Source organism: Amycolatopsis vancoresmycina (assembly GCF_000716785.1).
Lineage (GTDB): Bacteria > Actinomycetota > Actinomycetes > Mycobacteriales > Pseudonocardiaceae > Amycolatopsis > Amycolatopsis vancoresmycina.
Genome location: NZ_JNYY01000005.1, coordinates 94,314 through 118,406, shown reverse-complemented (window position 1 = coordinate 118,406; position 24,093 = coordinate 94,314). Strand labels below are relative to the sequence as shown.

The following is a 24,093-nucleotide window of genomic DNA, read 5'->3' as shown; positions in this document are numbered from 1 at the left end:
CCAGGATAGTCCAGGGACAGTATTTATATGTACATGCAAATAACTGGAGGGGTTCGGACATGAGCGACCGCAGCTTCCTGTTCCTGGTCGGCGCCGCGCGGGCCGGCGGCAACACCGAGATGCTGGCCCGGCGGGCGGCGAAGGAACTGCCCCAGGACGTGGACCAGCGGTGGATCCGGCTGCCGGAGCTGCCACTGCCGCCGTTCGAGGACCGCCGCCACGGCGCGGGTTCGCACCCGGAGCCCGGCGAGCACGAGCAGCTGCTGATGGACGCGACGTTCGCCGCGACCGACATCGTGATCGTGTCGCCGGTGTACTGGTACTCGGTGTCGGCGAGCGTGAAGCTGTACCTGGACTACTGGTCGGGCTGGATGCGCCTGCCAGTGGAGTTCAAGCCGCGGATGCGCGGCAAGGCGCTGTGGGGCGTGAGCGTGCTGAGCGAGACCGCGCGCGAGGCTCAGCCGCTGATCGGCACGCTGGAGCTGTGCGCCGAATACCTGGGCATGCACTGGGGCGGCGTGCTCCTCGGCAACGGCAGCCGCCCCGGTGACGTGCTGCTGGACGCCGACGCGATGACGGCCGCGCAGACGTTCTTCGCCGGCGCGGACCTGGTCAACGCCTAAGCAAGCGTGCGGAGGAGCTTGCGGACGTCGGCGGCATTGTGAGGGTAGCCGGTCTCGTCGTAAATGGCGGCGGCCTGCTCCCAGTGTTCGATGGCCTCGTCAGTCCGGCCGAGTTCGTGCAGGCCGCTCGCGAGGACCTTCAGTGGCTCGGCGACGGTCATGTCGCGGTGGTACGGACTGCCACGGCCCAGAGAGATCGCCGACAGGCACAAGGAATTTGCTTTGTCGAAGTCGCCCAAGCCGCACCAGGCGCGCGCCAGGTGCGTCAGCGCCCCGGATTCGCCTTCGAGATCGCCGATGCGTCGGCGTATGCGCAGATCGCGCTCGCCGTGCTCGAGGGCGCGCCGGTAGTCACCAAGGCCGGCGTAGGCCGAGCCGAGGTTGCCCTCCACCACCGCCTCCCAACGTCCAGTGCCCTTGGTCAGGGGAAGCGCCAAAGCAAACCACCGAGCTGCCTCCTCGAATCGCCCCTGCAGACGGTGAAGCAGGCCGCGGTCGTTGAGCAGGGATATCTCCAGCTCCACCTTGTTCAGTTGCTTGATCAAGACAGCCGCACGGTCGAGGTCGGCGCCGGCCTCGACCGTGCGGCCCAGCCGGGTGGCAACGTCCGAATGGCTCAACAGGAGGAAAGCCTCCTGGCTGGGGTTGCCGGTCCGGCGTGCGGCGACAACGCCGATCAGAGTGGCGTCAAGCCTGTCGCGCGGGCTTCCCACGGAAGTGAGGAAGCGAGTGGCGTGGGCGAGCGGGACGGTGTGGTGGTCGAGCTGATGATCCGCGGAGTACTGCAGGGCGGCCAGGATGTTGATGCGTTCGGAGACGAACCATGACCAGGCGGCGTCGAAACCGGTGAGGGGCCGCGGGTGAGCTGGTTCGGCCAAGACAGCGGGCATTCGCGAATAGTACGGGTGGACCTGGATGTCCAGGGTATAAGCGGTGTAGGTGTACCATGTCAGCATTGATTCGAGTGCCTGGTTGCGGCTCTCGACAGGGTCGTGGCGGTGGGCTTGGTCGACCGAGTAGGTGCGAAGCAGGTCGTGAAACCGGTAGCGGCCTCCAGGTGCTGGTTCGATCAGGTGCGCGCTTGTCAGCGCGGCGAGCATCCGACGGACATCGGCGGGCGGTAGCTCGGCAAGCGCGGCAGCGGCAGCCAAGGACATGTCCGGCCCGGGGTGCAGACCGAGTCTCCGGAACAGACGAGCTTGCTGGGCGGGCAGACGCCGGTACGACCAGTCGAACACGGCCCGGATCGCGGAACGCTCATCCGAAGCTTCGCTGAGGATGTCCAGTCGGGTTTGATCATCGGTGAGTTCTGTGACGACGTCGGTGACGGACAGATGCGAATGGGCGGCGATGCGGCTCGCGGCAATTCTCAGAGCCAGCGGCAGCCGCGCGCAAAGCCGGACCAGTTCGCTCGTGGACTCGGATTCGGCGGCGACGCGGTCGGCGCCGATGATCCCGGTGACCAGTTCGTGAGCCTCGGAGGGAGTGAGCAGATCGAGGGTGAGCCGGTGGGCGGCGTCGGTGACGACGAGTCCGGTAAGGCTGTCGCGGCTGGTCACCACCACCATGCAACCGGGGGCGCTGGGCAGTAGCGGACGGACTTGCTCAGCGCTGTGAGCGTTGTCCAGAACAAACAAAAGACGTTTGCTTGCTGTCAATGAGCGCAGCAGTGCCGCTTGGGCGTCGACATCGGTGGGAATTGCGCTGGAGGCGACACCCAGGGCGCGCAAAAAGCCGCTCAAGGCTTCGGCCGTGGTGGCGGGAGTGCCTGGTCCGTACCCGCGCAGGTTGATGTGTAGCGTCCCATCGGGAAAACGGTCTTGGACGCGATAGGCCCAGTGCAAGGCGAGGGTGGTTTTGCCGATTCCGCCCGCCCCATCGACCGCAGTGATCACCACCGACGGGGTCGCTTGCCCGGACGCGCCGCCGAGCCGAGCGGGGCCGGGTGGGAGCAAAGCGTCGAGAGCCGTCAGGTGCTCGGCCCGGCCGGTGAAGTCTCGGACGGCCGCGGGCAGCTGGCGCGGCACGACCTCGGATGGGTTGGTGCGCGCCGGTCCCGTTGTCGAGGCACCCTGAGGGGCGAGCACGGCGGTATCAGTCAGGTAAGGGTGGTCGGGAAGCGTGATCCAGCCGCGCGTGTCGACCTCCTTCATCACGACCGTGACCGGGTGCCAGGTGGTGGGTGCTGCCGCGGGAACATGGCGGACTACGTCATCGAACAGCCGCTCCGATGCAATCACCGCCAGAACGCCGGGTGATGCGGCCAATGCGGCTTTCAATGGAGGTGAGTCGCATAAGCGGAACGTCATGATCAAAGAGGACGACGTGACACCGTGCATGTCGTAGCCGACCTCGCCCGCGTTCAGCGCCACTCGTAGCCGGATCCGCTGCGCCTCGGGGTGCGTTTCGTTGTGTACTCGCAGCTGTGTGACGAGTGCGGGTAGTGCGGCCTCCAAAAACGCCGCCTTGTCAGCTTCGGCTGGTACGAGCGCGAACACCGCGTCTCCGCTCGCCTCGCGGTAACTTTCCTCCCACGGCGTTTCGGTAGCGGCGAAGGTTGCCCGCATGATCGAATGAAGGCCATCGCGCACGGCCTGCAGATGGAGACCCGTTCGTCGCGGGTCGCCGAATCCTTCGACATCTGCCACCACGATCAAGTGGTGCCGCAAATTACGGCCGCCCACCATCTCGGCTCCCTCCCTGGCTGCCAATCAGGCGAAACCTGCCAAGGATCTCAACGGGCGGTACGGAGGTAAAGGGCCATCCGGACGGCAGGCGACTACGACGACTCGATCGGCGCCTCGCAAATGTGGTAATGCCGGCCCGCGACGGTGTTAGTCGGGATCAAGCGAGGACGTCCTCGGCGATCAGGCGCAGGCCGCGGACCAGGTCGGCGCCCGATGGCGCGTGGTCCGGGTCGACCAGCCACTGGAGCATCACCCCCGAAAGCAGGGCCTGGTGCACCGTGCCGGCGGCCCGGGCCGCGTCGCTGCCTTCGTCGAGGCCCTGGAAGAGGTTCGCCAGGCCGTGGCGAGCCAGTTCGAGCGCGCCGGCCAGCTGGGCTCGGACCTTCTCGTCGAGGTCCGGCTGCGCGTACGCCTCGAACGTCATCGCCCACATGCGCCGGTGCTCGTCGAACGATTCGATCACCCGCTGCCAGATCAGCTCGAACCGCTCGGCTGGGGCCGTGTCCGGCGGTGTTGCGGCCTGCAGCGTCTTCGCCAGCGCGACGCCCCACTCCTCGTTCGCCTCGATCAGGGCGGCGTTGAGCAGCGCTTCGCGCGAGCCGTAGTGGTAGCCGATGGCGGCCATGCTGACGTCCGCTGCCGAGGCCAGGTCACGCACCGTCGTGCGGGCGTAGCCCTTCTCGTGCAGACAGTGCTTCGCGGCGGCCAGCAGTGCTTCCTTGTTGCCCATGGCCGGAGCCTAGCACGGACGTCTTAGGCTAACGTCTTGCGCGATCGCCCAAATCGGGGTTACCGTTCTCGGCATGCGAAACAACCGAGTCCTCATCTCCGGCGCGAGCGTCGCCGGCCCCGCCCTCGCCTTCTGGCTCCGCCGCCACGGCTTCTCGCCGACGGTCGTCGAACGCGCTCCCGAGCTGCGCGACGGCGGCTACGCGGTCGACTTCCGTGGCGCGTCGCTGCAGGTCCTCGACCGGATGGGGCTGCTGGGCGCGGTCGAGGCGGCCGCGACCCGGATGGGCGAAGTGACCTATGTGGACAGTGACGACCGGCCGCTCGTGGTCACGCCGCCGACCTACCAGAGCGGCGAGCTGGAGGTCCTCCGCGGCGACCTCGCGCGGATCCTGTACGACGCGACGAAGGACGACGTCGAGTACGTCTTCGGCGACTCGATCACCGGCATCAGCGAACACGGCGAGGGCGTCAGCGTCACCTTCGCCCACGCCGAGCCGCGCGAGTTCGACCTGGTCATCGGGGCCGACGGGCTGCACTCGAACGTGCGGTCCCTGGTCTTCGGCGACGAGTCCCGGTTCCGCCACGACCTCGGCTACTACGTCTCGATCGGCACCGTGCCGAACCACCTCGGCCTCGACCGCACCGGCCGGTTCTACAACGAGCCGAACCGGACCGTCGGCGTCTACAGCGCGAAGGACAACACCGAGGCCAAGGCGCTGTTCTGGTTCGGCGCCGACCGGCTGGACTACGACCATCGCGACGTGGAGCAGCAGCGCCGGATCGTCGAAGAGGCGTTCCGCGGCACCGGCTGGGAGACGTCGGCCCTGCTCGAAGCCATGCGGGAAGCGCCGGACTTCTACTTCGACTCGGCGAGCCAGATCAAGCTCGACTCGTACTCGCGCGGGCGCGTCGCGCTGGTCGGCGACGCCGCGTACTGCGCCGCGCCCCTCTCGGGGATGGGCACCAGCCTGGCGATCGTCGGCGCCTACGTGCTGGCGGGCGAGCTCGCGGCCGCCGACGGCGACCACACGACGGCGTTCGGCGCCTACCGCGACGAGCTGCGCGGCTTCGTCGACGCCTGCCAGAAACTGGCCGTGGGCAACGGGAAGTGGTTCGTCCCGCCGACGCGCGCGTGGCTGAAGTTCCGCAACCTCACCTACCGGCTGCTGCCGTACCTGCCGTGGCGCAAGCTGATCGAGGAACTGCCGCTGAAGGCGGGCAACGCGATCACGCTGAAGCCGTATGCGGGGGTGCCGGCGTGACGCCCCGGCGCCTCGCGATCCCGGCCATGTTCTCCTCGCCCCAGTCGCCCAGCGGCAGCAACGCCGTGTTCAGCCGCTGACCCAGGTCCGTCAGCGAGTATTCGACCTTCGGTGGGATCTCGTGGAACACCTCGCGGTGCACGATCTCGTCCGCCTCCAATTCGCGCAGGGCCTGGATCAGCATCTTCTCGCTGATGCCCGCCACCTTCCGCTTCAGCTCGCCGAACCGCAGCGGCTCGGCGTGCAGCGTCCAGAGGATCAGGGCCTTCCACCGGCCGCCGATGACGTCGACGGCCGCGTCCAATCCGCAGCGGTACGTTCGAGGCTGCATCCAGGATCCTTACGTTTTGGTGGGTACCTGACTTATTAGTCGGTACTTGTCCAGTGTAAAGCGCGCCCGCAGCATGGAATCCATGGGAGAAAGCAGGAAACACGTGAGCGTGCTCGGCCTGGGGCGGATGGGCACCGCCCTCGCCGGGGCGCTCCTGGGGGCGGGACACGACGTCTCGGTGTGGAACCGGTCGCCGCTGAAGGCCGGGCCGCTGCTCGACCGCGGCGCGCGGCTCGCGGCGACGCCCGAGGAGGCGGCCACGGCGGACGTCGTCGTCAGCTGTCTGTCCACATACGACAGTCAGCAGCCGGTGCTGGCCGCGGCGTCGCCGAAGGTGCTCGTCAACCTCACGTCCGGGACGCCGGAGCAGGCCCGCGGCGTCGCGAAGTGGGCCGCATCCGAGGGCATCGAGTACGTGGACGGCGTGATCATGGCCGTCCCGCAGGGGATCGGGACACCGGAGGCGCGGATCCTCTACAGCGGTTCGGAACCGGTGTTCGAGGCGCAGCGCGGCGTGCTGGAAGTCCTGGGCGAGCCGGTGTTCCTCGGCGAGGACGCCGGCCTGGCGGCGCTGTACGACCTGGCGCTGCTCGGCATGATGTGGTCGTCGATGGGTGGCTACCTGCACGCCCTCGCGCTGGTCGGCACCGAGGGCATCACACCCGAGCGGTTCACGCCGATGGCGCTGGGCTGGCACGCGGCCGTCGGCGGGTTCCTGACCGGGATCGGCACCCAGGTCGCCAGTGGCGACTACGAAACCGACGTGTCCGCCTTGGACATCAACGCCGCGGGCCTCGCCCTGCTGGTGGAAACGAGCCGCGCGCAGGGGATCGGCACGGCGGTGCCCGCCGCGCTGAAGGAATTGTTCGACCGCGCGGTCGCGTCGGGCCACGGCTCGCACGCGATCGCCAGCGTCATCGAGGAGATCCGGTGAAGTACCTGGGGAAGAAGGCCGTCGTGACGGGCGGCACGCACGGCATGGGGCTGGCGGTGGTGCGCGCCCTGCTCGACGGCGGCGCGGAGGTGCTGCTGACCGGCCGGGACGTTTCGCCGCTGGACGGGACGCTGCCGGGCAAGGCGCACCTGCTGTCGTCGGACGCGGCCCGCCTGGCCGACGTCGAGGAGCTGGGCCAGGTGGCCGCGGAGACGCTCGGTGAGCTGGACCTGGTGTTCGCCAACGTCGGCTTCTCGACGCTGACGCCGTACGAGGACGCGACACCCGAGCTCTACGACCGCACGTTCGACGTCAACACCAAGGGCGCGTACTTCACGGCGCGGCGGCTGGCCCCGCTGGTCCGGTCCGGTGGTTCGTTCGTGTTCACCACCTCGGTCGCGGCCGGGGCCGGGATCGCCGGAATGGGCCTGTATTCGGCGGCGAAGGCGGCGGTGCGGTCGTTCGCCCGCACGTACGCGGCCGAGCTGGCGCCGCGCGGGATCCGGGTCAACGTGGTCAGCCCCGGCTACACGGACACGCCGACGATGGGCGTGACCGGCGTACCGGAGGCCGTGCTGGCGGAGTTCAAGGCGATCGGCGACGAGATCACGCCGTTGAAGCGCCACGCAACGCCGGAGGAGGTCGCGGCGGCGGTGCTGTTCCTGGCCTTCGAGGCGACGTTCACCACCGGCGCCGACCTCCCCGTGGACGGCGGGCTCGGCCAGCGCCTCACCCTGCCCGCGTGAGGTGCACGCCCAGGCCGGTGGCGCCGGGCGCGCGGTCGGGGCGCAGGACCAGCTCGTCGTCGTAGTCGCCGCCGTTCTGCGTGCGGAACGGGATCGGGCCGGTGGTTCCGAGCGTGCGCAGCCGTTCACGAAGGTGGGCCCGCGCTTCGGCGAACTGCTCGTCCGGCACGCGGTCGGCGCCGTGGACGGCGACCGGCGGCAGCACCGACATCCCGGCGTAGAAGAGCGTCCCGTGCTGCAGCGGGAACAAGACCTCGTCGAGTGACCCGTTCACCCCGCGCGGCCCCATGGCCGGCTCGCGGGCACCCGCGGTGAGCACCACCATCGCGCGCTTGCCCGCGAGCCGGCCCTCGCCGTAGCGCAGGGTCCGGCCGTCCTCGGCGCGGACGCCGTAGCCGAAACCCTTGACGAAGACGCGGTCGAACCAGCCCTTGAGGATGGCAGGCAGGCCGTACCACCACAGCGGGAACTGCACGACGACCGCGTCGGCCCAGTCGAGTTTCTCCTGCTCGGCGACGATGTCCGCGCTCAGTTCGCCGCGGGCGTGCGCCCGGGCCGAGGCCGCCCCGACGACCAGCCGCCCGTCCCCGGCTTCGGCTCCGAAGTCGGCGGCGTCGACCACCGGGTTCCACTTCATCGCGTACAGGTCCGACTCCCGGACGTCGTGGCCGAGCTCGCGCAGCGTCCGGAGCCCGTCGTCGCGGAGGGCCCCGCTCAGCGAGCGCGGTTCGGGATGCGCGAAAACCCACAAGACGTTCATGACCTCGATGATCACGCCGGGGCGTGGCTCGATCGAGTGGCCCGATGGCCAACCTGTGCAAGAATCGGGCCATGGTCTTCGTGCACCCGAACCGTCATCACGTCGCCGTCCTGGTCCGCCACGGCATGCTCGTGATGGAGCTCGGCATCGTCCACCGCCTGTTCGGCCAGGCGCGTTCGGCGGCGGGCGAGCCGCTGTACGAGGTCGTGACCTGCACGGTGGAGCCCGGCCCGGTGCGCACCGACTCCGACGTCACCATCCCGGTCGACCACGGCCCCGAGGTGCTCGCCGAGGCCGACACGGTGATCGTCCCGGCGTCCCTGGTCGAGTACGAGCCGAGGGCGCGTGTGCTGACCCCGTCGCTCAAAGCCGCGCTCGACCGCATCCCCGACGGCACCCGCATCGCGTCGATCTGCACCGGCGCGTTCGTGCTGGCCGCGGCCGGCCTGCTCGACGGCCGCCGCGCGACCACCCACTGGCGTTCCGCCGAAGAGCTGCAGGACCGGTTCCCCGAGGTCGACGTCGACCCGTGCGTCCTCTACACCGACGACGGCGACGTGCTGACGTCCGCGGGTGTCGCCGCCGGCATCGACCTGGTGCTGCACATGATCCGCCGCGACCACGGCGCCGCCGTGGCCAACGAGGTCGCCCGCGGCACGGTGGTGTCCCCGCACCGCGAAGGCGGGCAGGCCCAGTTCGTCCGCCGCCCGGTGCCCGAGCCCCGCACGTCGTCGACGAAGGCGGCGCGGGCGTGGGCGCTGGAGAACCTGCACCGGCCGCTGACCCTGCGCGAGCTCGCCGCCCGCGAGGCGATGAGCACGCGCACGTTCACCCGCCGCTTCCGCGACGAGGTCGGCGTCTCGGCCCTGCAATGGCTGACGCAGCAACGGGTCGAGCGCGCCCGCCAGCTGCTGGAGGAGACCGACCTGCCGGTCGACCGCGTGGCCACCGAAGCCGGGTTCGGCACGGCGGCGTCGCTGCGCCAGCACTTCCAGGCGGCCCTCGCGGTGTCGCCGAGCGCGTACCGCTCGACGTTCCGCGGGGAACTGGCGGCCCAAGCGGGCTGAAATCCGGCTAGCGTCGGAGGTATGGACGACTTCTACGTCAGCCAAAGCCGCTTCTCCGACCCGGGCCCGCACGCGGGCTGGCTCGACGGAACCCCGCGCACGATCGCGGCCCTGCGCGAAGCGGCGTCCGAGCTCGTGTTCCACTACTGGGCGGCCGGCGACATCACCGAGCACGGCTTCCCGGCGGCCCGCCGCGCCGAGATCACGCTGCGGTACGCCACGGACATGTGGGCTCGCCTGCGCGAGCTCGACCCGGCCCCACCGGGCCGGCCGCGGCCGCCGCTGAACCGGATCGTCGGCTGCTGCCGCGACTTCACCCTCCTGTTCGTCTCGATGGCGCGCCACCACGGCATCCCGGCTCGCGCCCGGGTCGGTTTCGCGAGTTACCTGATGCCGGGCTGGTACCTCGACCACGTCGTCGCCGAAGTCCGCGACGACGACGGCTGGCACCTGGTCGAGCCCCAGCTGCCGGCGGGCTTCCGCGACCCGGTGGACGAGGCCGAGTTCGATCTCTTCGACGTCCCCCGCGACCGGTTTCTGACCGGCCCCGACGCGTGGACCGCGGCCCGCGCGGGCGACCTCGACCCGGCCCTGCTGGTCGTGGCACCGGACCTGGACGTGCCGTTCCTGCGCGGTATCCCGTACGCGTGGCACAACCTCGTGCTCGACCTCGCCGCGCTCAACAAGCACGAGATGCTCCAGTGGGACATCTGGGGCGCGCTCGACGACTCCGTCTCACTGCCCCCGGCCACCCTCGCCCGCGCCGACGAGCTGGCCGGGCTGATGGCCACCGCCGACGTCGGGCAGCTGCGGGCCGCGTTCGAAGCCGGCGACGTCCGGGTGCCGCCGGTGATCCGCACTGTCACCCCGCCGGAACAGCACCTGGCCGAGGTAGTGCTTCGCTGACCTCGACGGCGGTCCGCACGAATCTCGCGATCCGCGGATCCCGCGCCCCGGCCGGCCAGGCGAGGGCCAGCGTGTAGGGCGTCGCGTCGATGACCGGCCGGTAGACGACGTCGTCCCGCGAACGCAGCTCGGCAACCGATGCCGGCAGCAGCGCGATCGCCTGCCCGAGCGCGACGGTCTCCAGCAGCTGGGCGCTGTCGTGCACCACCGGCCCCGGCGTCACCGGCCCGCCGGTCACGTCCTGCCCGGACCAGTAAGCCCGGTCCGCGGCCGAGGACAGCGGCCAGCACGGAGTGGGCTGCCCGGCGAAGTCCGCGCAGGCCAGCGCGGCCCGCCCGGCGAGTTCGTGCCCCGACGGCAGCGCGGCCACCCGCGGCTCGCTGAACAGCACCTCGACGTCGAGGCCGTGCTGGGGCTGGCCCTGGCAGCCGAGGACCGCCACATCGGCGCGGCCGTCACGCAGCATGCCGGTCTGCTCGCCGAACCCGCTGACCCGCACCTCGACCGGATCGGGGTGCGCGTCGGCGATCCGCCGCAGCAGATCGGTCGCCACGCCCGGTTTCGCGGTGACGACGAGCGCCGGCGTCCGCTGCGCGGCCCGCCGCGTACGCCGCACCGCCGCGGTGACGGCATCCAGCGCCTTCGCCGACTCGGTGAAGAGGACGTTCCCGGCCGGCGTCAGCGAGACGTGCCGGCTGGTGCGTTCGAAGAGCTGGACGCCGAGCCGCCGTTCCAGCAGCCGGATGGCGCGTGAGAGGGGCGGCTGAGCCATCCCGAGCCGCTCGGCGGCGCGCGAGAAGTTCAGCTCTTCGGCGACCGCGCGGAAGTACCGCAGCTCACGGACCTCGACATCGTCCATACCGGGAGAGTATCGCGGCAGAGTCCACAGGTCTTTCCCTTTCTGATTCGCGCATGGTGGGCTTGGTGTCGATAACTCCACAAAGGACGGACATCGATGACGCAATCGCAACAGCACAACAAGGAAGTGGTCCTGGCTTTCCTCCGCCTGGCGTTCACGGAGAAGCGCCCGGCAGAGGCGTTCGCCGAGTACGTCGGCGAGGACTACATCCAGCACAACCCCCACGCCCCGGCGGGCGCGGCGGCCTCGGCCCGCTACCTGGCGGGGTTCGTGGCGGGCCACCCGGGCCTGACCTTGGACGTGCACCGGGTGCTCGCCGAGGACGACCTGGTCTGTACGCACAGCGTGCTCCGCCTGACGCCGGATTCGCGGGGCAGTGCGATCGCGGACGTGATGCGGGTGCGGGACGGGCGGATCGTCGAGCACTGGGATGTGGTGCAGGAGGTTCCGGAGGTCACGGTGAGCGGTAACCCGATGGTTTAGGTGGGGGCCGGTCGGGTGGCCAGGCGCTGCAGGGCCGAGGGACGCGGCTCGGGCCTGCCCGGGTTCGCGCCTCGGCGGCTGTGGCCGCTTCGGCTACGCCGGAGTGGCAGAAGCTCAGCCGCTGGGGCTGCTCCGGAGTGCCGCCTCGACTCCGCGGTCCCTCGGCTACGTCAGAGCTCAGCCGCGGAGCCGCACCCGAGTGCGCGCCTCGGCCGCCGCCGCTCAGCGGTGCCGGTCCACTCCAACCCTCAAGCCTCGGTGTCCCCCTCGGCATCCGGGGGTGCGATGCCGTGGAGGGCCGCCGCTACCACCGCGTTCACCGGGGGTGGGTCGAGGGGGGCCGTGTGCGGGAAGAGCGTTGTCAGGACCGAGGCGTGGCAGTAGCCGACCAGCATGGCCGCTGTTGCGTCCACTTCGGACTCCACTCGCAGGCGCCCCAGGGTGCGTTCCGCTTCGAGGTAGGCCACCAGCCGGTCTCGCCAGTAGCCGGAGCGCTCGCTGATCTCCGCGAACCGCTCCAGCACCTTCGGCTGGCCGACCAGGCCGCTGAACGCCGGGACCAGCGCCTTGTGCAGCGCCAGCCCGAACTCCACGTGCCGGCGGAGGTTGCCCGTCAGGGTGCCTTCGCCGGCCACCGGCAGCTCGCCCAGCTCCGCCTCCGTCGTGCGCACGTGCTCCAGCAGGGCTCGGGCCACCAGCTCCTCCTTGTCGGAGAAGTGGTTGTAGAGCACGCCGTCGGCGACGCCGGCCAGGCGGGCGATCTCGCGCACGGTCATCCCGGTCGTGCCGTGGGTGGCGATCATCTTCTGCGCGGTCTCGACCAGCAGGTCGTGCAGTGACTGCCCGTCCCGCTGGGCGGCGGCTTTCCTCGGTGACATCACCGCCATCGTACGGCCGTCGTCGTCACGACCTCCTTCCCGTGACCAGCCACGCCGTGCCGCGCAGGCGGACCCCGTCCGGGCCCGCGAACGGCTCGAGCGCCGCCGCGAGGGCCTCGGTCGCCCGGGCCGCCGTCGCGCTGTCGACCATGGCCAGGTGGTGGCGGACCGGGCCCCAGCCCGCGATGAAGCGCGCCGCGTCCGGGACGTCGCGGCCCCACACCTGGTCCGCCTCGACGCGGGTGCACACCACGTCCTCGAAGCCGGCCTCGGTCAGCACCGCCCGGGTCCGGTCCGGGTCCGCGAACGACGTCGGGCCGCTGCCGTCCGGGCCGGTCGGCTGGGGAAAATACGCCGCCAGTGCGCCGAACACCCGGCCGAGGTCGGTGCCGGCGAGCGCGGTCATGCAGAGGAACGCGAGGCGACCGCCCGGGCTCAGCGCTCGCCGGACGTTGGCGAACGCCGCCACCGGGTCGGCGAAGAACATCACCCCGAACCGGCTGATCGCCAGGTCGAACCCGCCCTCGGCGAACGGGTGGACCTGGACGTCACCCTGCTCGAACGTCACGTTCGGGACGTCGGCCGCCCGGGCCCGCGCGGTTGCGAGCATCGGCCCGGACAGGTCGATCCCGGCCGCGGACCGGGCTCGGGCCGCCGCGAGCCGGGTCAGCTGGCCGTTGCCGCAGCCGATGTCGAGTACGCGGTCGTCCGGGCCCACCCGGTCGAGCAGGCAATCGTTGAGGCCGCCGTTCACCGCGTCGTAGCGGTCGGCGTGTGCCGCCCAGTGTTCCCCCTCATAGCCGTTCCATGCCTCCGCCTGTGCCGTGTTGACGATCCCGGTCATTGCCGCCCCTCCGTTATGAACCTGCGTTCATGAACACTTGTTCATCGTGGCCCCGCGCCGGGAACCTGTCAAGGCACCGGTCATCCGCTGCCGGATGTCGGCCAGGTGGCAGATCTTCCGGCCGCGCCGGCGCGCAAGACTGGCCCCCGGTGGGGCAAACCGCCTCCGACCAGCGAAAAAGGAGTCGTCATGGCCGACGTCATCGCCAACATGTCCATGTCCCTCGACGGCTTCGTGGCCGATCCGGAAGACCGCGTGGATCGCCTGTTCGAGTGGTACGGCAACGGGGACGTCGAGGTGTCCACCGCCGCCGGGGCCGTTTTCACCACCTCCGAACCCAGCGCGAAGATGCTGCGCGCCGTGATGGAGAACCTCGGCGCGCTAATCACCGGGCGCCGCCTGTTCGACCTGACCGACGGCTGGGGCGGCATGCACCCGATGGCCGTGCCCGTCTTCGTCGTCACCCACGAAGAGCCCGCGCACTGGCCGCACCCGGACGCGCCGTTCACCTTCGTCACCGACGGCATCGCCAGCGCGGTCGAACAGGCCAAGAAGGTCGCCGGCGACAAGCACGTCGCCGTCGCCAGCACCACGATCGCCCAGCAGTGCCTGAACCTCGGCCTGCTCGACGGCGTCCAGGTCGACCTGGTTCCGGTGCTGCTCGGCTCCGGCGTCCGCCTGTTCGACCACCTCGACGCCGTCACCGAGCTGACCGAGCCCGAGGTCACCGAGGGCACCCGGGTGACGCACCTGTTCTACCGCGTCAAGCGAGCGTGACGTGCAGCGCGGCGAGGCGGGCGGGGTCGGCGATCACCTCGTACGCCGCCACCCGCTCGCCTTCGACGGTCACCGCCAGCGCGAGCACCAGCCGGCCCCGCGGCGCCACGACGACGCCGACCGCGCCGTCGACCAGTGCGGTCGCGGCGAACCGGGCCCGCTTCCCGAACACCTGAGTCTCTTCGGCCACCGCACGCGCGCCCCGCACCTCCAGCGCCGCGCCCGCCGGCAGCGCGGCCGCGTCCGCGCGGCGGACGACGTCCGGCGCCAGCACGTCGAGCAGTGACGCGAGGTCGCCACCGCGGGCCGCGGCCAGGAACGCCTCCACCACCCGGCGGTGCCGGGCCAGGTCGGCCGCGGGCAGCGGGGAACCGCCCCGGATCCGCTGCCGCGCGCGGCTCGCCAGCTTCTTCGCGGCCACCGGCGTGCGGTCCAGCACCGGTGCGATCCGGTCGAACGGCACCGCGAACAGGTCGTGCAGCACGAACGCGATCCGCTCCGCCGGGCCGAGCGCGTCCAGCACGACGAGCAGCGCCCGGCCCACCGCATCGGCGAGTTCGGCTTCGCCCGCCGGATCGGCGTCGGCCACCGGCTCCGGGAACACCTCGAAAGCCTCCTCGCGGCGCGCCTTCCGCGACCGCAGGACGTCGAGGCAGACGCGCGAGACGACCGTGGTCAGCCAGGCCGCCAGGTTGTCCACCGGATCGGCCCGGCTCAGCCGCAACCACGCTTCCTGCACGGCGTCGTCCGCTTCGGCCGCCGAACCGAGCATCCGGTAGGCCAGGCCGCGCAGCCTGCCGCGTTCGGCTTCGAACTCCGCCGCCAGGTCGTCCATCGGTCACCTTTCGCTCGCGTCCACCGTCGCCTCCTCGACGTGTTCCCGCGACCGGAGGTGACCGGATGAGCCTGCTGACCCCTGCCCACCTGGACGGCTGGTGCCTGCCGAACCGCGTCGTACTGGCGCCGACGACCCGGGCGCGCGTCCCCGGCGGGGTGCCCGGCGCGCTCCAGGCCGCCTACTACGCGCAGCGGGCGAGTGCCGGGCTCGTCGTCACCGAAGGCACCTGGGTGAGCGAACGGGCCGTGGGTTTCCCGGACGTGCCGGGCATCCACACCGAAGCCCAGGTCGCCGGGTGGCGGCGGGTCACCGACGTCGTGCACGCGCTCGGCGGCCGGATCGTGCTGCAGCTGTGGCACACCGGGGCGGTCTCGCACCCGGACTTCCTCGGCGGGCGGCGGCCGGCGGGGCCGTCGTCGGTGGACCCGGACGAGCCGGTGCACACCGCGGCCGGGCGACGCCCGACCGGCGTCCCGCGCGAGCTGAGCGTGGCCGAGATCCGGGCGACGGTCGCGGACTACGGCACGGCGGCGCGGAACGCGCGCCGAGCCGGGTTCGACGGCGTCGAGCTGGCCGCCAACGGCGTGTACCTGCTCGCCCAGTTCCTGCACCCGCGGCTCAACCGGCGCACCGACGCCTACGGCGGCTCGCCCGCCGGCCGACGCCGGCTGCTGGCCGAGGTCGTCGAGGCGGCCGCGGCGCACGGCCGTGTCGGCGTCCGGCTGTCGCCGTGGTGGACCGGCGGACTGTTCACTGTGGACGACGAGCTGCGCGCCGAGTACGACGAACTGGTCGCCGGCCTCGCCGTGGACTACCTGCACCTGCGCGGCCCGGACGCCGGGCCGGACTTCGCGGCCTTCGCCCGCTACCGGGAGCTGTTCGACGGCCCGCTGATCGTCAACAACGGCTTCGACCGAGAGCTGGGCGACGCCGTGATCGACGCGGGTATCGCCGACGCGGTGTCCTACGCGCGGCACTTCGTCGCGAACCCGGACCTGGTGACGCGGTTCGCGCTCGGGCAGCCTCTGGCGGCCGCCGATCCGGCGACGTACTACGGCGGCGGGGCCGCGGGTTACGTCGAGCAGGCGGCGGTGTCCCAGTAGAAGCGGCGCACCGGCCGTCGCGTCAGGCGTCCGGGCACCACACCGCCAGCTCGCTCCCGCCGGGCTCGCGGAAGTGGAACCGCTGCCCGCCCGGAAAGGCGAACGGCTCCTTCGTCACCACGCCGCCCGCTGCTTCCACCGCCTCGCGGGCCGACGGCAGGTCGTCCGTGCGGATGGTGAGCAGGGGTGCGCGTGGCTGCTCGGCCGGGTCCGACTGGAACCCGAAGGTGAGGCCGGCGGCCCGGACGTCGGTGTAGTCCGGGCCGTACGGTGTCGCCGCCCAGCCGAACGCGCGCTCGAAGAACCGGCCGGACGCCGCGGCCGACGTGGACGGGAACTCGGCGAAGTCGATTTCGTACATGCCCGTGACGCTAGCGGCGACCACCGACAAAACCGCGCGAGCGGGCGACGGCCAGCCCGCCCAGCACCAGCGCGACCAGCCCGATCACCAGCGCCGCGTAGCCGCCGACGATCCCGTAGCCGGTGCCGGGACCGCCCTTGGCGGCGGCCACCACCCACCCGCCGATGACCGCGGCGGCCACGCCACCGGCCAGCGCCACGACCACGCCGCGGCCGCGGGCCAGCGCCAGCCCGCCGGCCACCACGCCCGCTATCCCGAGGACCGCGGCGACGAGGGACCAGAGCCGCCCGGGGGTCAGGGCGTACGTGCTGACGGCGGCGAGGTGGACGTTCATGAGGCGCTCCTTGGGGTTTCGGATGCCGGAGAGCATGTCCGCCGGAGTCCTCGCCGTCGTTGTGCCGGAGCAGACACTTCGCGCTGCTGCGCGCGTCGCAGGAACCGGGGGACTACCGCGGGCGCAGTAGCCCGGAAATGCGCCGCACGCAGCAGTTCCCGGCGGTTAGGGTGCGAGGGTGAGCCGCGCACGGATCGTGGACGCCGTGGTCGCCGTCGGGGTCGCCGCGGCCCTGCTGGCCGCCGGGCTGTCCGCGACACACCCGCCGGGGGACCTCGACGTGCTGGGGTACGCCGCACTGGTGGCCGGCGGGCTGGCGCTCGCCGCGCGTCGCCGGGCGCCCGTCGTCGTGCTGGCCGTGACCGCGGTGTGCGCGCTGGGCTACCAGGCCGCCGGGTTCGAGGTGCCCGTCGTGGCCTACCTGTTCGCCGTGTACGCCGCCGTCCGGGCGGGACACCGGGTCGCTGCCGTCGTGGGCTCGGTGCTCATGCTGGCCGGGGTGCCGCTCGCGCTGCTGGCTTCCGGCCTGCACACCGGCGAGGCGTTCACGCAGTCGCGGGACGTCCTCCAGCTGGCGTGGCTGATCGCCGCCGGGGCGGCGGGTGAGGCGCTGCGCCAGGCCGAACGCCGGGCCGACGAAGCCGAGCGCACCCGCGAGGAAACCGCGCGCCGGCGCGCCGACGAGGAACGGCTGCACATCGCGCGGGAGCTGCACGACTCGCTCACCCACCAGATCTCCGTCATCAAGGTGCAGGCCGAAGTCGCCGTCCACCTGGCGCGGAAGCGGGGCGAGGACGTGCCGGAAGCCCTGCTGGCCATCCGGGACGCCGGCCGGGAGGCGGCCCGCGAACTGCGCGCGACCCTGGAGGCCTTGCGCGACGACGACCGGGACCCGCCGCGCGGGCTCGACGACGTCCCCGACCTCGTGCGCCGCGTCCGCACCGCGGGCCTCGACGCGCAGCTGACGATCGAAGGCCGCCGCGACGACGTGCCGGCCGCGGTCGGCCGGACCGCCTACCGGATCGTCCAGGAGTCGCTGACCAACACCGCCCGGCACGCCGCCGCGGCCACCGCGTCGGTCCGGATCGACCACCGGCCCGGCGCGCTCGTCGTCCAGGTCGACGACGACGGACAGGCCACTGTGGACAGTGTGCCGGGCGTCGGGCTGACCGGGATGCGCGAGCGCGTCACGGCGCTGGGTGGCCGGCTCGAAGCCGCGCCCCGCCACGAAGGCGGCTTCCGCGTCCGGGCCGAGCTGCCGGTGGACCCGGCGTGATCCGCGTCCTGCTGGCCGACGACCAGCCGCTGATCCGCAGCGGGTTCCGCGCGCTCCTCGACGTCGAGGACGACATCGAGGTGGTCGCCGAGGCCGCTGATGGCGCCGAAGCGGTGCGCCTGGCCCTGGACCACCGGCCGGACATCGCGCTCGTCGACATCCAGATGCCCGGTGTGGACGGCATCGAGGCGACCCGGCGCATCGCCGCGGACCCCGCGCTGGCCGCCGTGCACGTCGTCATCCTGACCAACTACGGCCTGGACGAATACGTCTTCGACGCGCTGCGCGCGGGCGCCGCCGGCTTCCTCGTCAAGGACATCCAGCCCGGGGACTTCCTGCACGCCGTGCGCGTCGCCGCCCGGGGCGACGCCCTGCTGGCGCCGTCGATCACGCGCAAGCTGATCGACCGGTACGTCACCCAGCCGCCCGTCCCCGGCGCGGGCCTGGCGGAACTGACCAACCGCGAACGCGAAGCCGTCGCGCTCGTCGCCCGCGGCCTGTCCAACGACGAAATCGCCGCGCGGATGGTGATCAGCCCGCTCACCGCGAAGACGCACGTCAACCGGGCCATGGTGAAGCTGCACGCGCGGGACCGCGCGCAGCTCGTCGTGCTCGCCTACGAATCGGGACTTACGCGGCCGCGCGGTGGATGACGATGTCGTCGCGCCGGGTGCGGGCGTGGATGCGGACCTCGGCCGCCGGTTCCTCCGGCAGCGAGTTGCGCACCTGACCCTTCGTGCTGCCGGCGTCCACCCGGGCGGCGCTGCCCTCGGCGACGCCGACGTCGATGCCGCCGGAGGCGTTGGCCAGCCGCGCCTCACCGCGGGTGAGCCTGCCGATCCGGATCGGACACGCGCCCGCCCGCGCGACGACGTCGCCGTCGGCCCGGTCGACGTCGAAGCTGCCGCCCGCGCTGTTGAACTCGACCGTCGCCTGCGCGTGGCCGAGCCGGACCGCGGCCGAGCCGCCTTCGATGGTGGCGTGGCCGGTGACGTGACCGAGGTGGACGTCACCCGAGGCGACGTTCAGCAGGCAGTCGCCGAGCGGGCCTTCGGTGCGGACGTCCGTCCACGCCGTGTTCAGCACCAGCCGGGAGCCGGCGGGAAGCTCGACCGTGATGGCGACCGAACCGCGCTTCTCACCCGACTTGGTCGTCTTGACCGACAGTTCGCCGTCGGCGAAGGCGACCTCGGTGCGCTCGGCCACCTTCGCGTCCGCCTTGTTCGCCGGGTCGACGGGCGCGACCCGCACCACGGTGTCCGGCCGGTCGGTCGCGGTGACCCGGATGCGGGCGCCGGCGGTGGTCAGCGTGGCGGTGATGGGCTGCGGCGTGGCGAAGGTGGTCATCGGGGGTTCCTCTCGTGGTCGGTGGAACCACGATCACCGGACGACCTGACACGCGCCTGACACCGCCCGGACACCCGCTCAGGCGGGCCGGCCCGCGCCCGCGTAGTCGTCACCCTTCGAGTGGTACGTGTGGATCTGGATCGCCTGGCCCTCGGTCGGCGCGTTGATCATCAGGCCGTTGCCGAGGTACAGCCCGACGTGGTGGATCCGCGTTGCCGGGCTGCCGTAGAAGACGAGGTCGCCCAGGCGGGGCTCGTCGGAAGCCGGGACCGGCGGGAGCGCGCGGAACTGGCTGTCCGCGGTCCGCGGCAGGGCGACGCCCGCGCTGTCGTACGACGCCTTCGTCAGGCCGGAGCAGTCGAAGCCCGCCGCGCCCGAGTCCGGGCCGTTGCCGCCCCAGACGTACGGGAGGCCGAGCTGGCCGAGCGCGAACCGGGTCGCGCGGACGCGGGCCGAACCGGCCGACGCCGGGTCGAGCGACAGCGTCGCGTACAGCTGGGCCATGCCGAGGACGCGCTGGCGGAACAGCTCGGAGTCGCTGCCGGGGTGGTAGGCCGCGATCGCCTTCCACCAGCCGGGGCCGGCGCCGAGGTCCGTGCCGCCCGCGCAGAGGGCGCGCCCGGCCGCGACCGGCGCGTTGGCGCCGTACTTCTTGGCCTGGGCCGCCGTCAGGCCCAGGGGGTTCGCGCCGTCACGGCCGTGGTTCGACGCCGCCGAGCCGACCCCGGCGAGGGTGACCCACGAGAGGTGGCACGACGGGTCTTCGCCGCGCAGCGCCAGCTCGCCGTTCGCGTAGCCGATCAGCGCGTCCGCGGGGATGTCCAGGGGCCCGGCGAGCTGGTCGGCCCACTGCTGCAACGGGCTCTTGCCGCCCTGACCGGACGCGCCCTGGCCCGGTTCCTGCGCCTTCACCGGTGCGCTGACTTCGAGGACCGACGGGCCCGAGACCGCCTCGCGCACCACCGGCGGCGGAGCCGGCGCGGGCTCCGGCGACCGGTCGGCCAGCAGCCAGCCCGCCGTGACGAGACCGGCGACGAGCGGCAGCGCGACCAGGCCGCGCAGCGCAGCGCCGCGGGCCCACGAAGTCTGCTTCGTCGTCACAGGTTCCAACTTAGAAGAGCGCACCTCTTAGTGAACGAGCGAGTAGCTTGCACGTTAGGGGGACTCCCATATTGTGGGCACATGCCTGAGATCGACGCTGCCCGGCTCACTGCGGCGCTTCAAGATCGTTATGCGCGGGTCGACGTCGTCGAGCGCACCGGCTCCACCAACGCCGACCTGCGGAAAGCCCTCGAGGAAGGGGCGGCGGACCGGACTGTCCTGCTGGCCGAGGAGCAGACCGCCGGTGTCGGCAGGCGGGCCCGATCGTGGAGTTCCCCCAAAGGCGGCCTGTACCTGAGCGTCGCGCTCCGGCCGGGTGTCCCCTTCGCGGCGCTGGGGTCACTGTCCGTCGTCGCCGGGCTCGCCGTCCGGGCGGCCGCCGCGTCCATCGGGGTGGACGCCGTGCTCAAGTGGCCCAACGACGTCCTCGCCGGCGGCGCCAAGTGCGCCGGCATCCTCGCCGAGGCCGTCGCCGGGGACGACCCGTCGATCGTGCTCGGGATCGGCCTCAACGTGCTGCCCCTCGGCGACGTCCAGCCGGGCCCCGGCGGGCTGCCCGCGACGTCGCTGGCCGAACGGGGCGCCACGAACACCGACCGCACCGACGTCGCCGTCGCCCTGCTCACCGGGTTCGACGACCTCGAGCGGCGCTGGCGCCTGGCCGGCGGCGACCTCACCGAGGCCGGGCTGCTCGGCGACTACCGCGCGCACTGCGCCACCCTCGGCCAGGACGTCGAGGTGCAGCTGCCGGACGGCAGTTCGCTGACCGGCCGCGCGGCCGACATCGACGCCGCCGGGCAGCTGCAGGTCGACGTGGCGGGCGGGCAGCGGCACACGATCTTCGCGGGTGACGTGGTCCACGTCCGCCCGGCCTGATTTCCCGGGCGTTGCACTCACCGGCCGGGCGTCTCGCCGGTACGGTGGGGCGACACCGCCGCACCGACCTTGGGAGCGTCCGCCGTGGCCTATCCGGACGATTTGCTCAGCGAGCAAGAGCACGTCGTGGTGCACAGTCACCCGCACTTCAAGATGCTGATCTTCCCGACGCTCGCGCTGCTGGTCACCGTGGGTGCGGGCACCTGGCTGGCGATCCTGGCGAAGGACGCGTCCTCGCCGTGGAACTCGGTCGGGCTGATCGCCATCGGGGTCGTGGCGCTCGTGCTGGTCGTGTGGCTGTTCCTGACACCGCTCGTGCGCTGGCGGACCACCCACTTCATCGTCACGACCGACCGGCTGATCGCCCGCGAGGGCGTGCTCAAGCGCACCGGCATCGACATCCCGATGGGCCGGATCAACAGCGTCCAGTTCGAGCACGGCCTGCTGGACCGGGTCTTCGGCTGCGGCACGCTGATCATCGAGTCGGCGTCGGACGAGCCGCTGCGGTTCGAGGACATCCCGCACGTCGAGAAGGTGCACACGGTCATCTACCGCGAGGTCAACGACAACCCGTACGACGACTACCGGCCGGGCACCCAGCAGACCACGCCGCTGCCGCCCCAGGGCGGCGGGCACCCGCCGCGCGGCGAGAGACGGCGCTGATGGGCACGCGTGAACTGGGTCTGCCCGAGCGCGTTCCCTCGGCGGGCGACCTGCCGGAGCGGGTCACGATCTGGGAGGTCGGGCCGCGCGACGGCCTGCAGAACGAAAAGGCGATCGTCCCGGTCGAGGTCAAGCTGGAGTTCCTCGACCGGCTCGCGGGCGCCGGCCTCACGACGCTGGAAGCGACCAGCTTCGTCCACCCGAAGTGGGTGCCGCAGCTGGCCGACGCCGAGCAGCTGCTCGCGCGGCTCGACCGCCGCGAAGGCGTCCGGTACCCGGTGCTGGTGCCGAACGAAAAGGGTCTGAACCGCGCGCTCGAAGCCGGGGTCGAGCACATCGCGATCTTCGCCAGCGCGACGGAGACGTTCGCGCGCAAGAACCTCAACTCGGCGCTGGACGAGCAGTTCGCGATGTTCGAACCGGTGGTCACGCGGGCCCGCGAGGCGGGTCTCGACGTGCGCGGGTACCTCTCGATGTGCTTCGGCGACCCGTGGGAAGGGGCCGTGCCGGCCAAGCAGGTCGCCGACGCCGGCCGTCGCCTGCTGGACATGGGGTGCTCGCAGCTTTCCCTCGGCGACACCATCGGCGTCGCGACCGCCGGCCAGGTCGAGAACCTGATCGGGTTGTTCGGCGACGTCGGTACTTTGGCCGTGCACTTCCACGACACCTACGGTCAGGCTCTCGCCAACACGCTGGCGGCGCTCCGATGTGGAGTGTCGACTGTGGACTCCTCGGCGGGCGGGCTCGGCGGCTGCCCGTACGCCGAATCGGCCACCGGGAACCTGGCGACCGAGGACCTGGTGTGGATGCTGGAGGGCCTCGGGGTGGCCACCGGTGTCGACTTGGACGCGCTGGTCGGGGCCAGCGTGTGGATGGCGGGACAGCTCGGCCGCCCGAGCCCGTCCCGCGTGGTCGCCGCACTGGGTTGACGTTGACCTCGTCGCGCTCCCAGGGAAGGGGTGCGGTATCAAGGGGGACCGGCAGCGCCGCGGCCGCGTCGAACATCGTGTGCCCGCCGGGCACCGACCGAGCCGGAGGATGGGTGTGACCGAGCCTTCCGAGGCGGGCTCCGAACCGGTCGAGGCCGACCTCGACACCGGGCCGGTGCAGCTGCCCGGGTACGGCCTGGCGGATTCGGGCGCCTTCGAAGAGGCGCCGACCCCGCCCTCGGGCAGCTCCGCGGCGTGGCCGCACGCGGTGTCGCCGCTGCTGCCGCCGTTCCCGCTGCCCCCGGCGCCCCCGGTCCCGCCGCCGCCTTCGCCGGCCGGGCCGCCCCCGCCGGTGGCGGGCCCGCCACCGAACCCGGGGTCGCCCGTGCCGCTGCCGCCGCTCGGTTCGCCGCGCACGGAACGGGAAAGCATCGTCGCGCTGTTCCTGGTGCACATGTTCCCGATCGGGCACCTGCCGGTGGCGATGGACAAGCCGGCGCGCCAGCTGCCGCTGCCCGAGGACCCGGACGGCTTCGCGCCGAACGACCACCCGGACGCCCGGCTGATCTTCGACGACCAGGCTCTCACCAACGTCACCGCGGGCTTCCGCCGGTCGCCGACCGCGCCGTCGCGGCCGGTGCCGCGGCACCTGACCGAGGGGTACGTGCCGTACGCCCGCGCGACGCAGGCGGTGTGGATCCGCCGGTTCGTCGTCGGGCACAGCGAACTCGGTCCCGAATACGCGTGGCCGCCCGGCGAGCAGTTCCCCGAAGGCAGCGTGGACCACCCCGAGCCGGTGATGGTTCCGGCCAACACCGTCCTCGACCGCTTCGGCCCGGCGTACGGGCGGGTGCTCTTCGAGGACGGCACCCCGTTCGCCGAACGCTCGCTGCCGCCCGCATTCCTGGACGCCGAGTACCGCCGGTACGTCGTGGTGCGGGCGGTGCCGATGTGGCGGTCGGAGACGGCGAACTGGTTCGGCCAGGTCGGCGGCGGCACCCGGTACCGTGCCCTGCTGGCGGCCGACGAACTCGTGACCCTCGGCTACCTCGCCGAGGCCAAGGGGGAAGAGGACTGATGAACACCCAGTCGATCCAGCGGTGGCTCGGCGTGCTGGGCGTGCCGCCGGAGGTCGTCTCGCTCGGCGCCGAGGTCGACAACGCCTGGTGCCTGATGCAGGGCGAAGACGAGGCGTGGGAGGTGTTCTGGCGCGAGCAGGGCAACCGCTACGACTGGGCGCGGTTCACCAGCGAACAGGTGGCGTGCCACTACCTCTTCGGCCGGCTGGCCTGGGCGCAGGTCGCCCGCGGCGCCGTCGGCCTGCTCCCCGGCTCGTGAGTGGTAAGGCGAGTTAGAACTCGCCTTACCACTCACGA

The 24,093-nt window shown here is 72.0% G+C and carries 28 protein-coding genes; 16 read left to right on the top strand and 12 right to left on the bottom strand.

The genetic code is table 11. From position 1 onward, the window contains the following. Positions 1-59: 59 nt before the first annotated feature. The gene (locus tag OO60_RS12505) at positions 60-623 is read left to right on the top strand and encodes a flavodoxin family protein (RefSeq protein ID WP_004559171.1); all 564 of its coding nucleotides are present in this window, start codon (positions 60-62) and stop codon (positions 621-623) included. Here OO60_RS12505 and OO60_RS12500 read toward each other — a convergent pair. Together OO60_RS12500 and OO60_RS12495 are read right to left on the bottom strand one after the other, a co-directional pair. After that, positions 620-3,310: an ATP-binding protein gene (locus OO60_RS12500; protein ID WP_033261389.1), complete on the bottom strand. Its 2,691-nt coding sequence runs from the start codon at positions 3,308-3,310 to the stop codon at positions 620-622. The genes OO60_RS12505 and OO60_RS12500 overlap by 4 nt on opposite strands. Positions 3,311-3,467: 157 nt before the next feature. Continuing rightward, the gene (locus tag OO60_RS12495) at positions 3,468-4,040 is read right to left on the bottom strand and encodes a TetR/AcrR family transcriptional regulator (RefSeq protein ID WP_004559173.1); all 573 of its coding nucleotides are present in this window, start codon (positions 4,038-4,040) and stop codon (positions 3,468-3,470) included. A 73-nt stretch (positions 4,041-4,113) separates the two neighbouring features. Here OO60_RS12495 and OO60_RS12490 point away from each other — a divergent pair, with 73 nt between their 5' ends. Then, the gene (locus OO60_RS12490; protein ID WP_004559174.1) at positions 4,114-5,304 is read left to right on the top strand and encodes an FAD-dependent monooxygenase; all 1,191 of its coding nucleotides are present in this window, start codon (positions 4,114-4,116) and stop codon (positions 5,302-5,304) included. Here OO60_RS12490 and OO60_RS12485 read toward each other — a convergent pair. After that, positions 5,270-5,635 carry a winged helix-turn-helix transcriptional regulator gene (locus OO60_RS12485; RefSeq protein ID WP_205624254.1) on the bottom strand — a complete coding sequence of 122 codons (366 nt, stop codon included), beginning with the start codon at positions 5,633-5,635 and terminating at the stop codon, positions 5,270-5,272. The two genes, OO60_RS12490 and OO60_RS12485, sit on opposite strands and share 35 nt — an antisense overlap. An 82-nt stretch (positions 5,636-5,717) precedes the next feature. Between OO60_RS12485 and OO60_RS12480 the strand changes: the two genes are divergently transcribed. Together OO60_RS12480 and OO60_RS12475 are read left to right on the top strand one after the other, a co-directional pair. Beyond that, the gene (locus OO60_RS12480) at positions 5,718-6,569 is read left to right on the top strand and encodes an NAD(P)-dependent oxidoreductase (RefSeq protein WP_155849013.1); all 852 of its coding nucleotides are present in this window, start codon (positions 5,718-5,720) and stop codon (positions 6,567-6,569) included. Further along, entirely contained in the window at positions 6,566-7,315 is a 750-nt protein-coding gene (locus tag OO60_RS12475) for an SDR family oxidoreductase (protein WP_004559177.1), read from the top strand. Before OO60_RS12480 ends, OO60_RS12475 begins: the two co-directional genes overlap by 4 nt. Here OO60_RS12475 and OO60_RS12470 read toward each other — a convergent pair. Further along, a complete protein-coding gene (locus OO60_RS12470; protein WP_033261488.1) occupies positions 7,299-8,075 on the bottom strand; it encodes an NAD(P)H-dependent oxidoreductase in 777 nt (258 codons plus the stop codon). The two genes, OO60_RS12475 and OO60_RS12470, sit on opposite strands and share 17 nt — an antisense overlap. Before the next feature lie 44 nt (positions 8,076-8,119). Here OO60_RS12470 and OO60_RS12465 point away from each other — a divergent pair, with 44 nt between their 5' ends. Next, positions 8,120-9,142 carry a GlxA family transcriptional regulator gene (locus tag OO60_RS12465; protein WP_033261388.1) on the top strand — a complete coding sequence of 341 codons (1,023 nt, stop codon included), beginning with the start codon at positions 8,120-8,122 and terminating at the stop codon, positions 9,140-9,142. Between the two features lie 21 nt (positions 9,143-9,163). Continuing rightward, positions 9,164-10,048 carry a transglutaminase-like domain-containing protein gene (locus tag OO60_RS12460; protein WP_004559180.1) on the top strand — a complete coding sequence of 295 codons (885 nt, stop codon included), beginning with the start codon at positions 9,164-9,166 and terminating at the stop codon, positions 10,046-10,048. On the opposite strand, the gene OO60_RS12455 is transcribed toward OO60_RS12460, so the two are convergent. Next, entirely contained in the window at positions 10,005-10,907 is a 903-nt protein-coding gene (locus tag OO60_RS12455) for a LysR family transcriptional regulator (RefSeq protein WP_004559181.1), read from the bottom strand. The two genes, OO60_RS12460 and OO60_RS12455, sit on opposite strands and share 44 nt — an antisense overlap. Before the next feature lie 96 nt (positions 10,908-11,003). On the opposite strand from OO60_RS12455, the gene OO60_RS12450 reads away from it, so the two are divergent. Then, on the top strand, positions 11,004-11,390 hold the full coding sequence (locus OO60_RS12450; RefSeq protein WP_004559182.1) for a nuclear transport factor 2 family protein: 387 nt from the start codon (positions 11,004-11,006) through the stop codon (positions 11,388-11,390). Positions 11,391-11,638: 248 nt separating this feature from the next. Here OO60_RS12450 and OO60_RS12445 read toward each other — a convergent pair whose 3' ends face one another. Further along, complete coding sequence (locus OO60_RS12445; protein ID WP_004559183.1) at positions 11,639-12,277, bottom strand: TetR/AcrR family transcriptional regulator; 639 nt, start codon at positions 12,275-12,277, stop codon at positions 11,639-11,641. A gap of 16 nt (positions 12,278-12,293) precedes the next feature. Continuing rightward, positions 12,294-13,112 carry a class I SAM-dependent methyltransferase gene (locus OO60_RS12440; protein ID WP_004559184.1) on the bottom strand — a complete coding sequence of 273 codons (819 nt, stop codon included), beginning with the start codon at positions 13,110-13,112 and terminating at the stop codon, positions 12,294-12,296. Between the two features lie 189 nt (positions 13,113-13,301). Here OO60_RS12440 and OO60_RS12435 point away from each other — a divergent pair, with 189 nt between their 5' ends. Next, positions 13,302-13,889 (top strand): dihydrofolate reductase family protein, encoded by a 588-nt coding sequence (locus OO60_RS12435; RefSeq protein ID WP_004559185.1) that lies wholly within the window; start codon positions 13,302-13,304, stop codon positions 13,887-13,889. Here the strand turns inward: OO60_RS12435 and OO60_RS12430 are convergent. Next, on the bottom strand, positions 13,876-14,724 hold the full coding sequence (locus OO60_RS12430; protein ID WP_033261387.1) for a sigma-70 family RNA polymerase sigma factor: 849 nt from the start codon (positions 14,722-14,724) through the stop codon (positions 13,876-13,878). The two genes, OO60_RS12435 and OO60_RS12430, sit on opposite strands and share 14 nt — an antisense overlap. A 65-nt stretch (positions 14,725-14,789) precedes the next feature. Between OO60_RS12430 and OO60_RS12425 the strand changes: the two genes are divergently transcribed. Further along, a complete protein-coding gene (locus OO60_RS12425; RefSeq protein WP_033261386.1) occupies positions 14,790-15,830 on the top strand; it encodes an oxidoreductase in 1,041 nt (346 codons plus the stop codon). A gap of 22 nt (positions 15,831-15,852) precedes the next feature. On the opposite strand, the gene OO60_RS12420 is transcribed toward OO60_RS12425, so the two are convergent. Continuing rightward, on the bottom strand, positions 15,853-16,191 hold the full coding sequence (locus tag OO60_RS12420; RefSeq protein ID WP_033261487.1) for a VOC family protein: 339 nt from the start codon (positions 16,189-16,191) through the stop codon (positions 15,853-15,855). Positions 16,192-16,201: 10 nt separating this feature from the next. Further along, positions 16,202-16,525: a DUF6223 family protein gene (locus tag OO60_RS12415; RefSeq protein ID WP_033261385.1), complete on the bottom strand. Its 324-nt coding sequence runs from the start codon at positions 16,523-16,525 to the stop codon at positions 16,202-16,204. Positions 16,526-16,703: 178 nt separating this feature from the next. Between OO60_RS12415 and OO60_RS12410 the strand changes: the two genes are divergently transcribed. Next, positions 16,704-17,801 carry a sensor histidine kinase gene (locus OO60_RS12410; RefSeq protein ID WP_004560045.1) on the top strand — a complete coding sequence of 366 codons (1,098 nt, stop codon included), beginning with the start codon at positions 16,704-16,706 and terminating at the stop codon, positions 17,799-17,801. Beyond that, complete coding sequence (locus OO60_RS12405; protein ID WP_004560047.1) at positions 17,798-18,454, top strand: response regulator; 657 nt, start codon at positions 17,798-17,800, stop codon at positions 18,452-18,454. Before OO60_RS12410 ends, OO60_RS12405 begins: the two co-directional genes overlap by 4 nt. Here OO60_RS12405 and OO60_RS12400 read toward each other — a convergent pair. Then, positions 18,432-19,148 carry a DUF4097 family beta strand repeat-containing protein gene (locus OO60_RS12400; RefSeq protein WP_004560048.1) on the bottom strand — a complete coding sequence of 239 codons (717 nt, stop codon included), beginning with the start codon at positions 19,146-19,148 and terminating at the stop codon, positions 18,432-18,434. The genes OO60_RS12405 and OO60_RS12400 overlap by 23 nt on opposite strands. A gap of 78 nt (positions 19,149-19,226) precedes the next feature. Continuing rightward, complete coding sequence (locus OO60_RS12395) at positions 19,227-20,249, bottom strand: C40 family peptidase (protein ID WP_033261384.1); 1,023 nt, start codon at positions 20,247-20,249, stop codon at positions 19,227-19,229. 81 nt (positions 20,250-20,330) lie between these two features. On the opposite strand from OO60_RS12395, the gene OO60_RS12390 reads away from it, so the two are divergent. From OO60_RS12390 to OO60_RS12370, 5 genes are all read left to right on the top strand, one after another. Further along, the gene (locus OO60_RS12390; RefSeq protein WP_004561108.1) at positions 20,331-21,125 is read left to right on the top strand and encodes a biotin--[acetyl-CoA-carboxylase] ligase; all 795 of its coding nucleotides are present in this window, start codon (positions 20,331-20,333) and stop codon (positions 21,123-21,125) included. An 84-nt stretch (positions 21,126-21,209) separates the two neighbouring features. Further along, the gene (locus OO60_RS12385) at positions 21,210-21,788 is read left to right on the top strand and encodes a PH domain-containing protein (protein ID WP_033261383.1); all 579 of its coding nucleotides are present in this window, start codon (positions 21,210-21,212) and stop codon (positions 21,786-21,788) included. Next, entirely contained in the window at positions 21,788-22,717 is a 930-nt protein-coding gene (locus OO60_RS12380; protein WP_004561106.1) for a hydroxymethylglutaryl-CoA lyase, read from the top strand. The genes OO60_RS12385 and OO60_RS12380 overlap by 1 nt, the downstream gene beginning before the upstream one ends. A 115-nt stretch (positions 22,718-22,832) precedes the next feature. After that, positions 22,833-23,795, top strand: coding sequence for a TNT domain-containing protein (locus tag OO60_RS12375; RefSeq protein ID WP_033261486.1), 963 nt, complete (start codon positions 22,833-22,835; stop codon positions 23,793-23,795). After that, a complete protein-coding gene (locus tag OO60_RS12370) occupies positions 23,795-24,055 on the top strand; it encodes a hypothetical protein (protein WP_003105220.1) in 261 nt (86 codons plus the stop codon). Before OO60_RS12375 ends, OO60_RS12370 begins: the two co-directional genes overlap by 1 nt. Positions 24,056-24,093: the final 38 nt, after the last annotated feature.

Coding starts and splice junctions, on each gene's coding strand:
- OO60_RS12380 (WP_004561106.1), top strand. CDS start 21,788: ATGGGCACGCGTGAACTGGGTCTGCCCGAGCGCGTTCCCTCGGCGGGC.
- OO60_RS12460 (WP_004559180.1), top strand. CDS start 9,164: ATGGACGACTTCTACGTCAGCCAAAGCCGCTTCTCCGACCCGGGCCCG.
- OO60_RS12430 (WP_033261387.1), bottom strand. CDS start 14,724: ATGGACGACCTGGCGGCGGAGTTCGAAGCCGAACGCGGCAGGCTGCGC.
- OO60_RS12500 (WP_033261389.1), bottom strand. CDS start 3,310: ATGGTGGGCGGCCGTAATTTGCGGCACCACTTGATCGTGGTGGCAGAT.
- OO60_RS12505 (WP_004559171.1), top strand. CDS start 60: ATGAGCGACCGCAGCTTCCTGTTCCTGGTCGGCGCCGCGCGGGCCGGC.
- OO60_RS12440 (WP_004559184.1), bottom strand. CDS start 13,112: ATGACCGGGATCGTCAACACGGCACAGGCGGAGGCATGGAACGGCTAT.
- OO60_RS12390 (WP_004561108.1), top strand. CDS start 20,331: ATGCCTGAGATCGACGCTGCCCGGCTCACTGCGGCGCTTCAAGATCGT.
- OO60_RS12465 (WP_033261388.1), top strand. CDS start 8,120: ATGGCCAACCTGTGCAAGAATCGGGCCATGGTCTTCGTGCACCCGAAC.
- OO60_RS12495 (WP_004559173.1), bottom strand. CDS start 4,040: ATGGGCAACAAGGAAGCACTGCTGGCCGCCGCGAAGCACTGTCTGCAC.
- OO60_RS12445 (WP_004559183.1), bottom strand. CDS start 12,277: ATGGCGGTGATGTCACCGAGGAAAGCCGCCGCCCAGCGGGACGGGCAG.
- OO60_RS12420 (WP_033261487.1), bottom strand. CDS start 16,191: ATGTACGAAATCGACTTCGCCGAGTTCCCGTCCACGTCGGCCGCGGCG.
- OO60_RS12490 (WP_004559174.1), top strand. CDS start 4,114: ATGCGAAACAACCGAGTCCTCATCTCCGGCGCGAGCGTCGCCGGCCCC.
- OO60_RS12455 (WP_004559181.1), bottom strand. CDS start 10,907: ATGGACGATGTCGAGGTCCGTGAGCTGCGGTACTTCCGCGCGGTCGCC.
- OO60_RS12370 (WP_003105220.1), top strand. CDS start 23,795: ATGAACACCCAGTCGATCCAGCGGTGGCTCGGCGTGCTGGGCGTGCCG.
- OO60_RS12415 (WP_033261385.1), bottom strand. CDS start 16,525: ATGAACGTCCACCTCGCCGCCGTCAGCACGTACGCCCTGACCCCCGGG.
- OO60_RS12400 (WP_004560048.1), bottom strand. CDS start 19,148: ATGACCACCTTCGCCACGCCGCAGCCCATCACCGCCACGCTGACCACC.
- OO60_RS12435 (WP_004559185.1), top strand. CDS start 13,302: ATGGCCGACGTCATCGCCAACATGTCCATGTCCCTCGACGGCTTCGTG.
- OO60_RS12480 (WP_155849013.1), top strand. CDS start 5,718: ATGGGAGAAAGCAGGAAACACGTGAGCGTGCTCGGCCTGGGGCGGATG.
- OO60_RS12485 (WP_205624254.1), bottom strand. CDS start 5,635: ATGCAGCCTCGAACGTACCGCTGCGGATTGGACGCGGCCGTCGACGTC.
- OO60_RS12450 (WP_004559182.1), top strand. CDS start 11,004: ATGACGCAATCGCAACAGCACAACAAGGAAGTGGTCCTGGCTTTCCTC.
- OO60_RS12470 (WP_033261488.1), bottom strand. CDS start 8,075: ATGAACGTCTTGTGGGTTTTCGCGCATCCCGAACCGCGCTCGCTGAGC.
- OO60_RS12425 (WP_033261386.1), top strand. CDS start 14,790: ATGAGCCTGCTGACCCCTGCCCACCTGGACGGCTGGTGCCTGCCGAAC.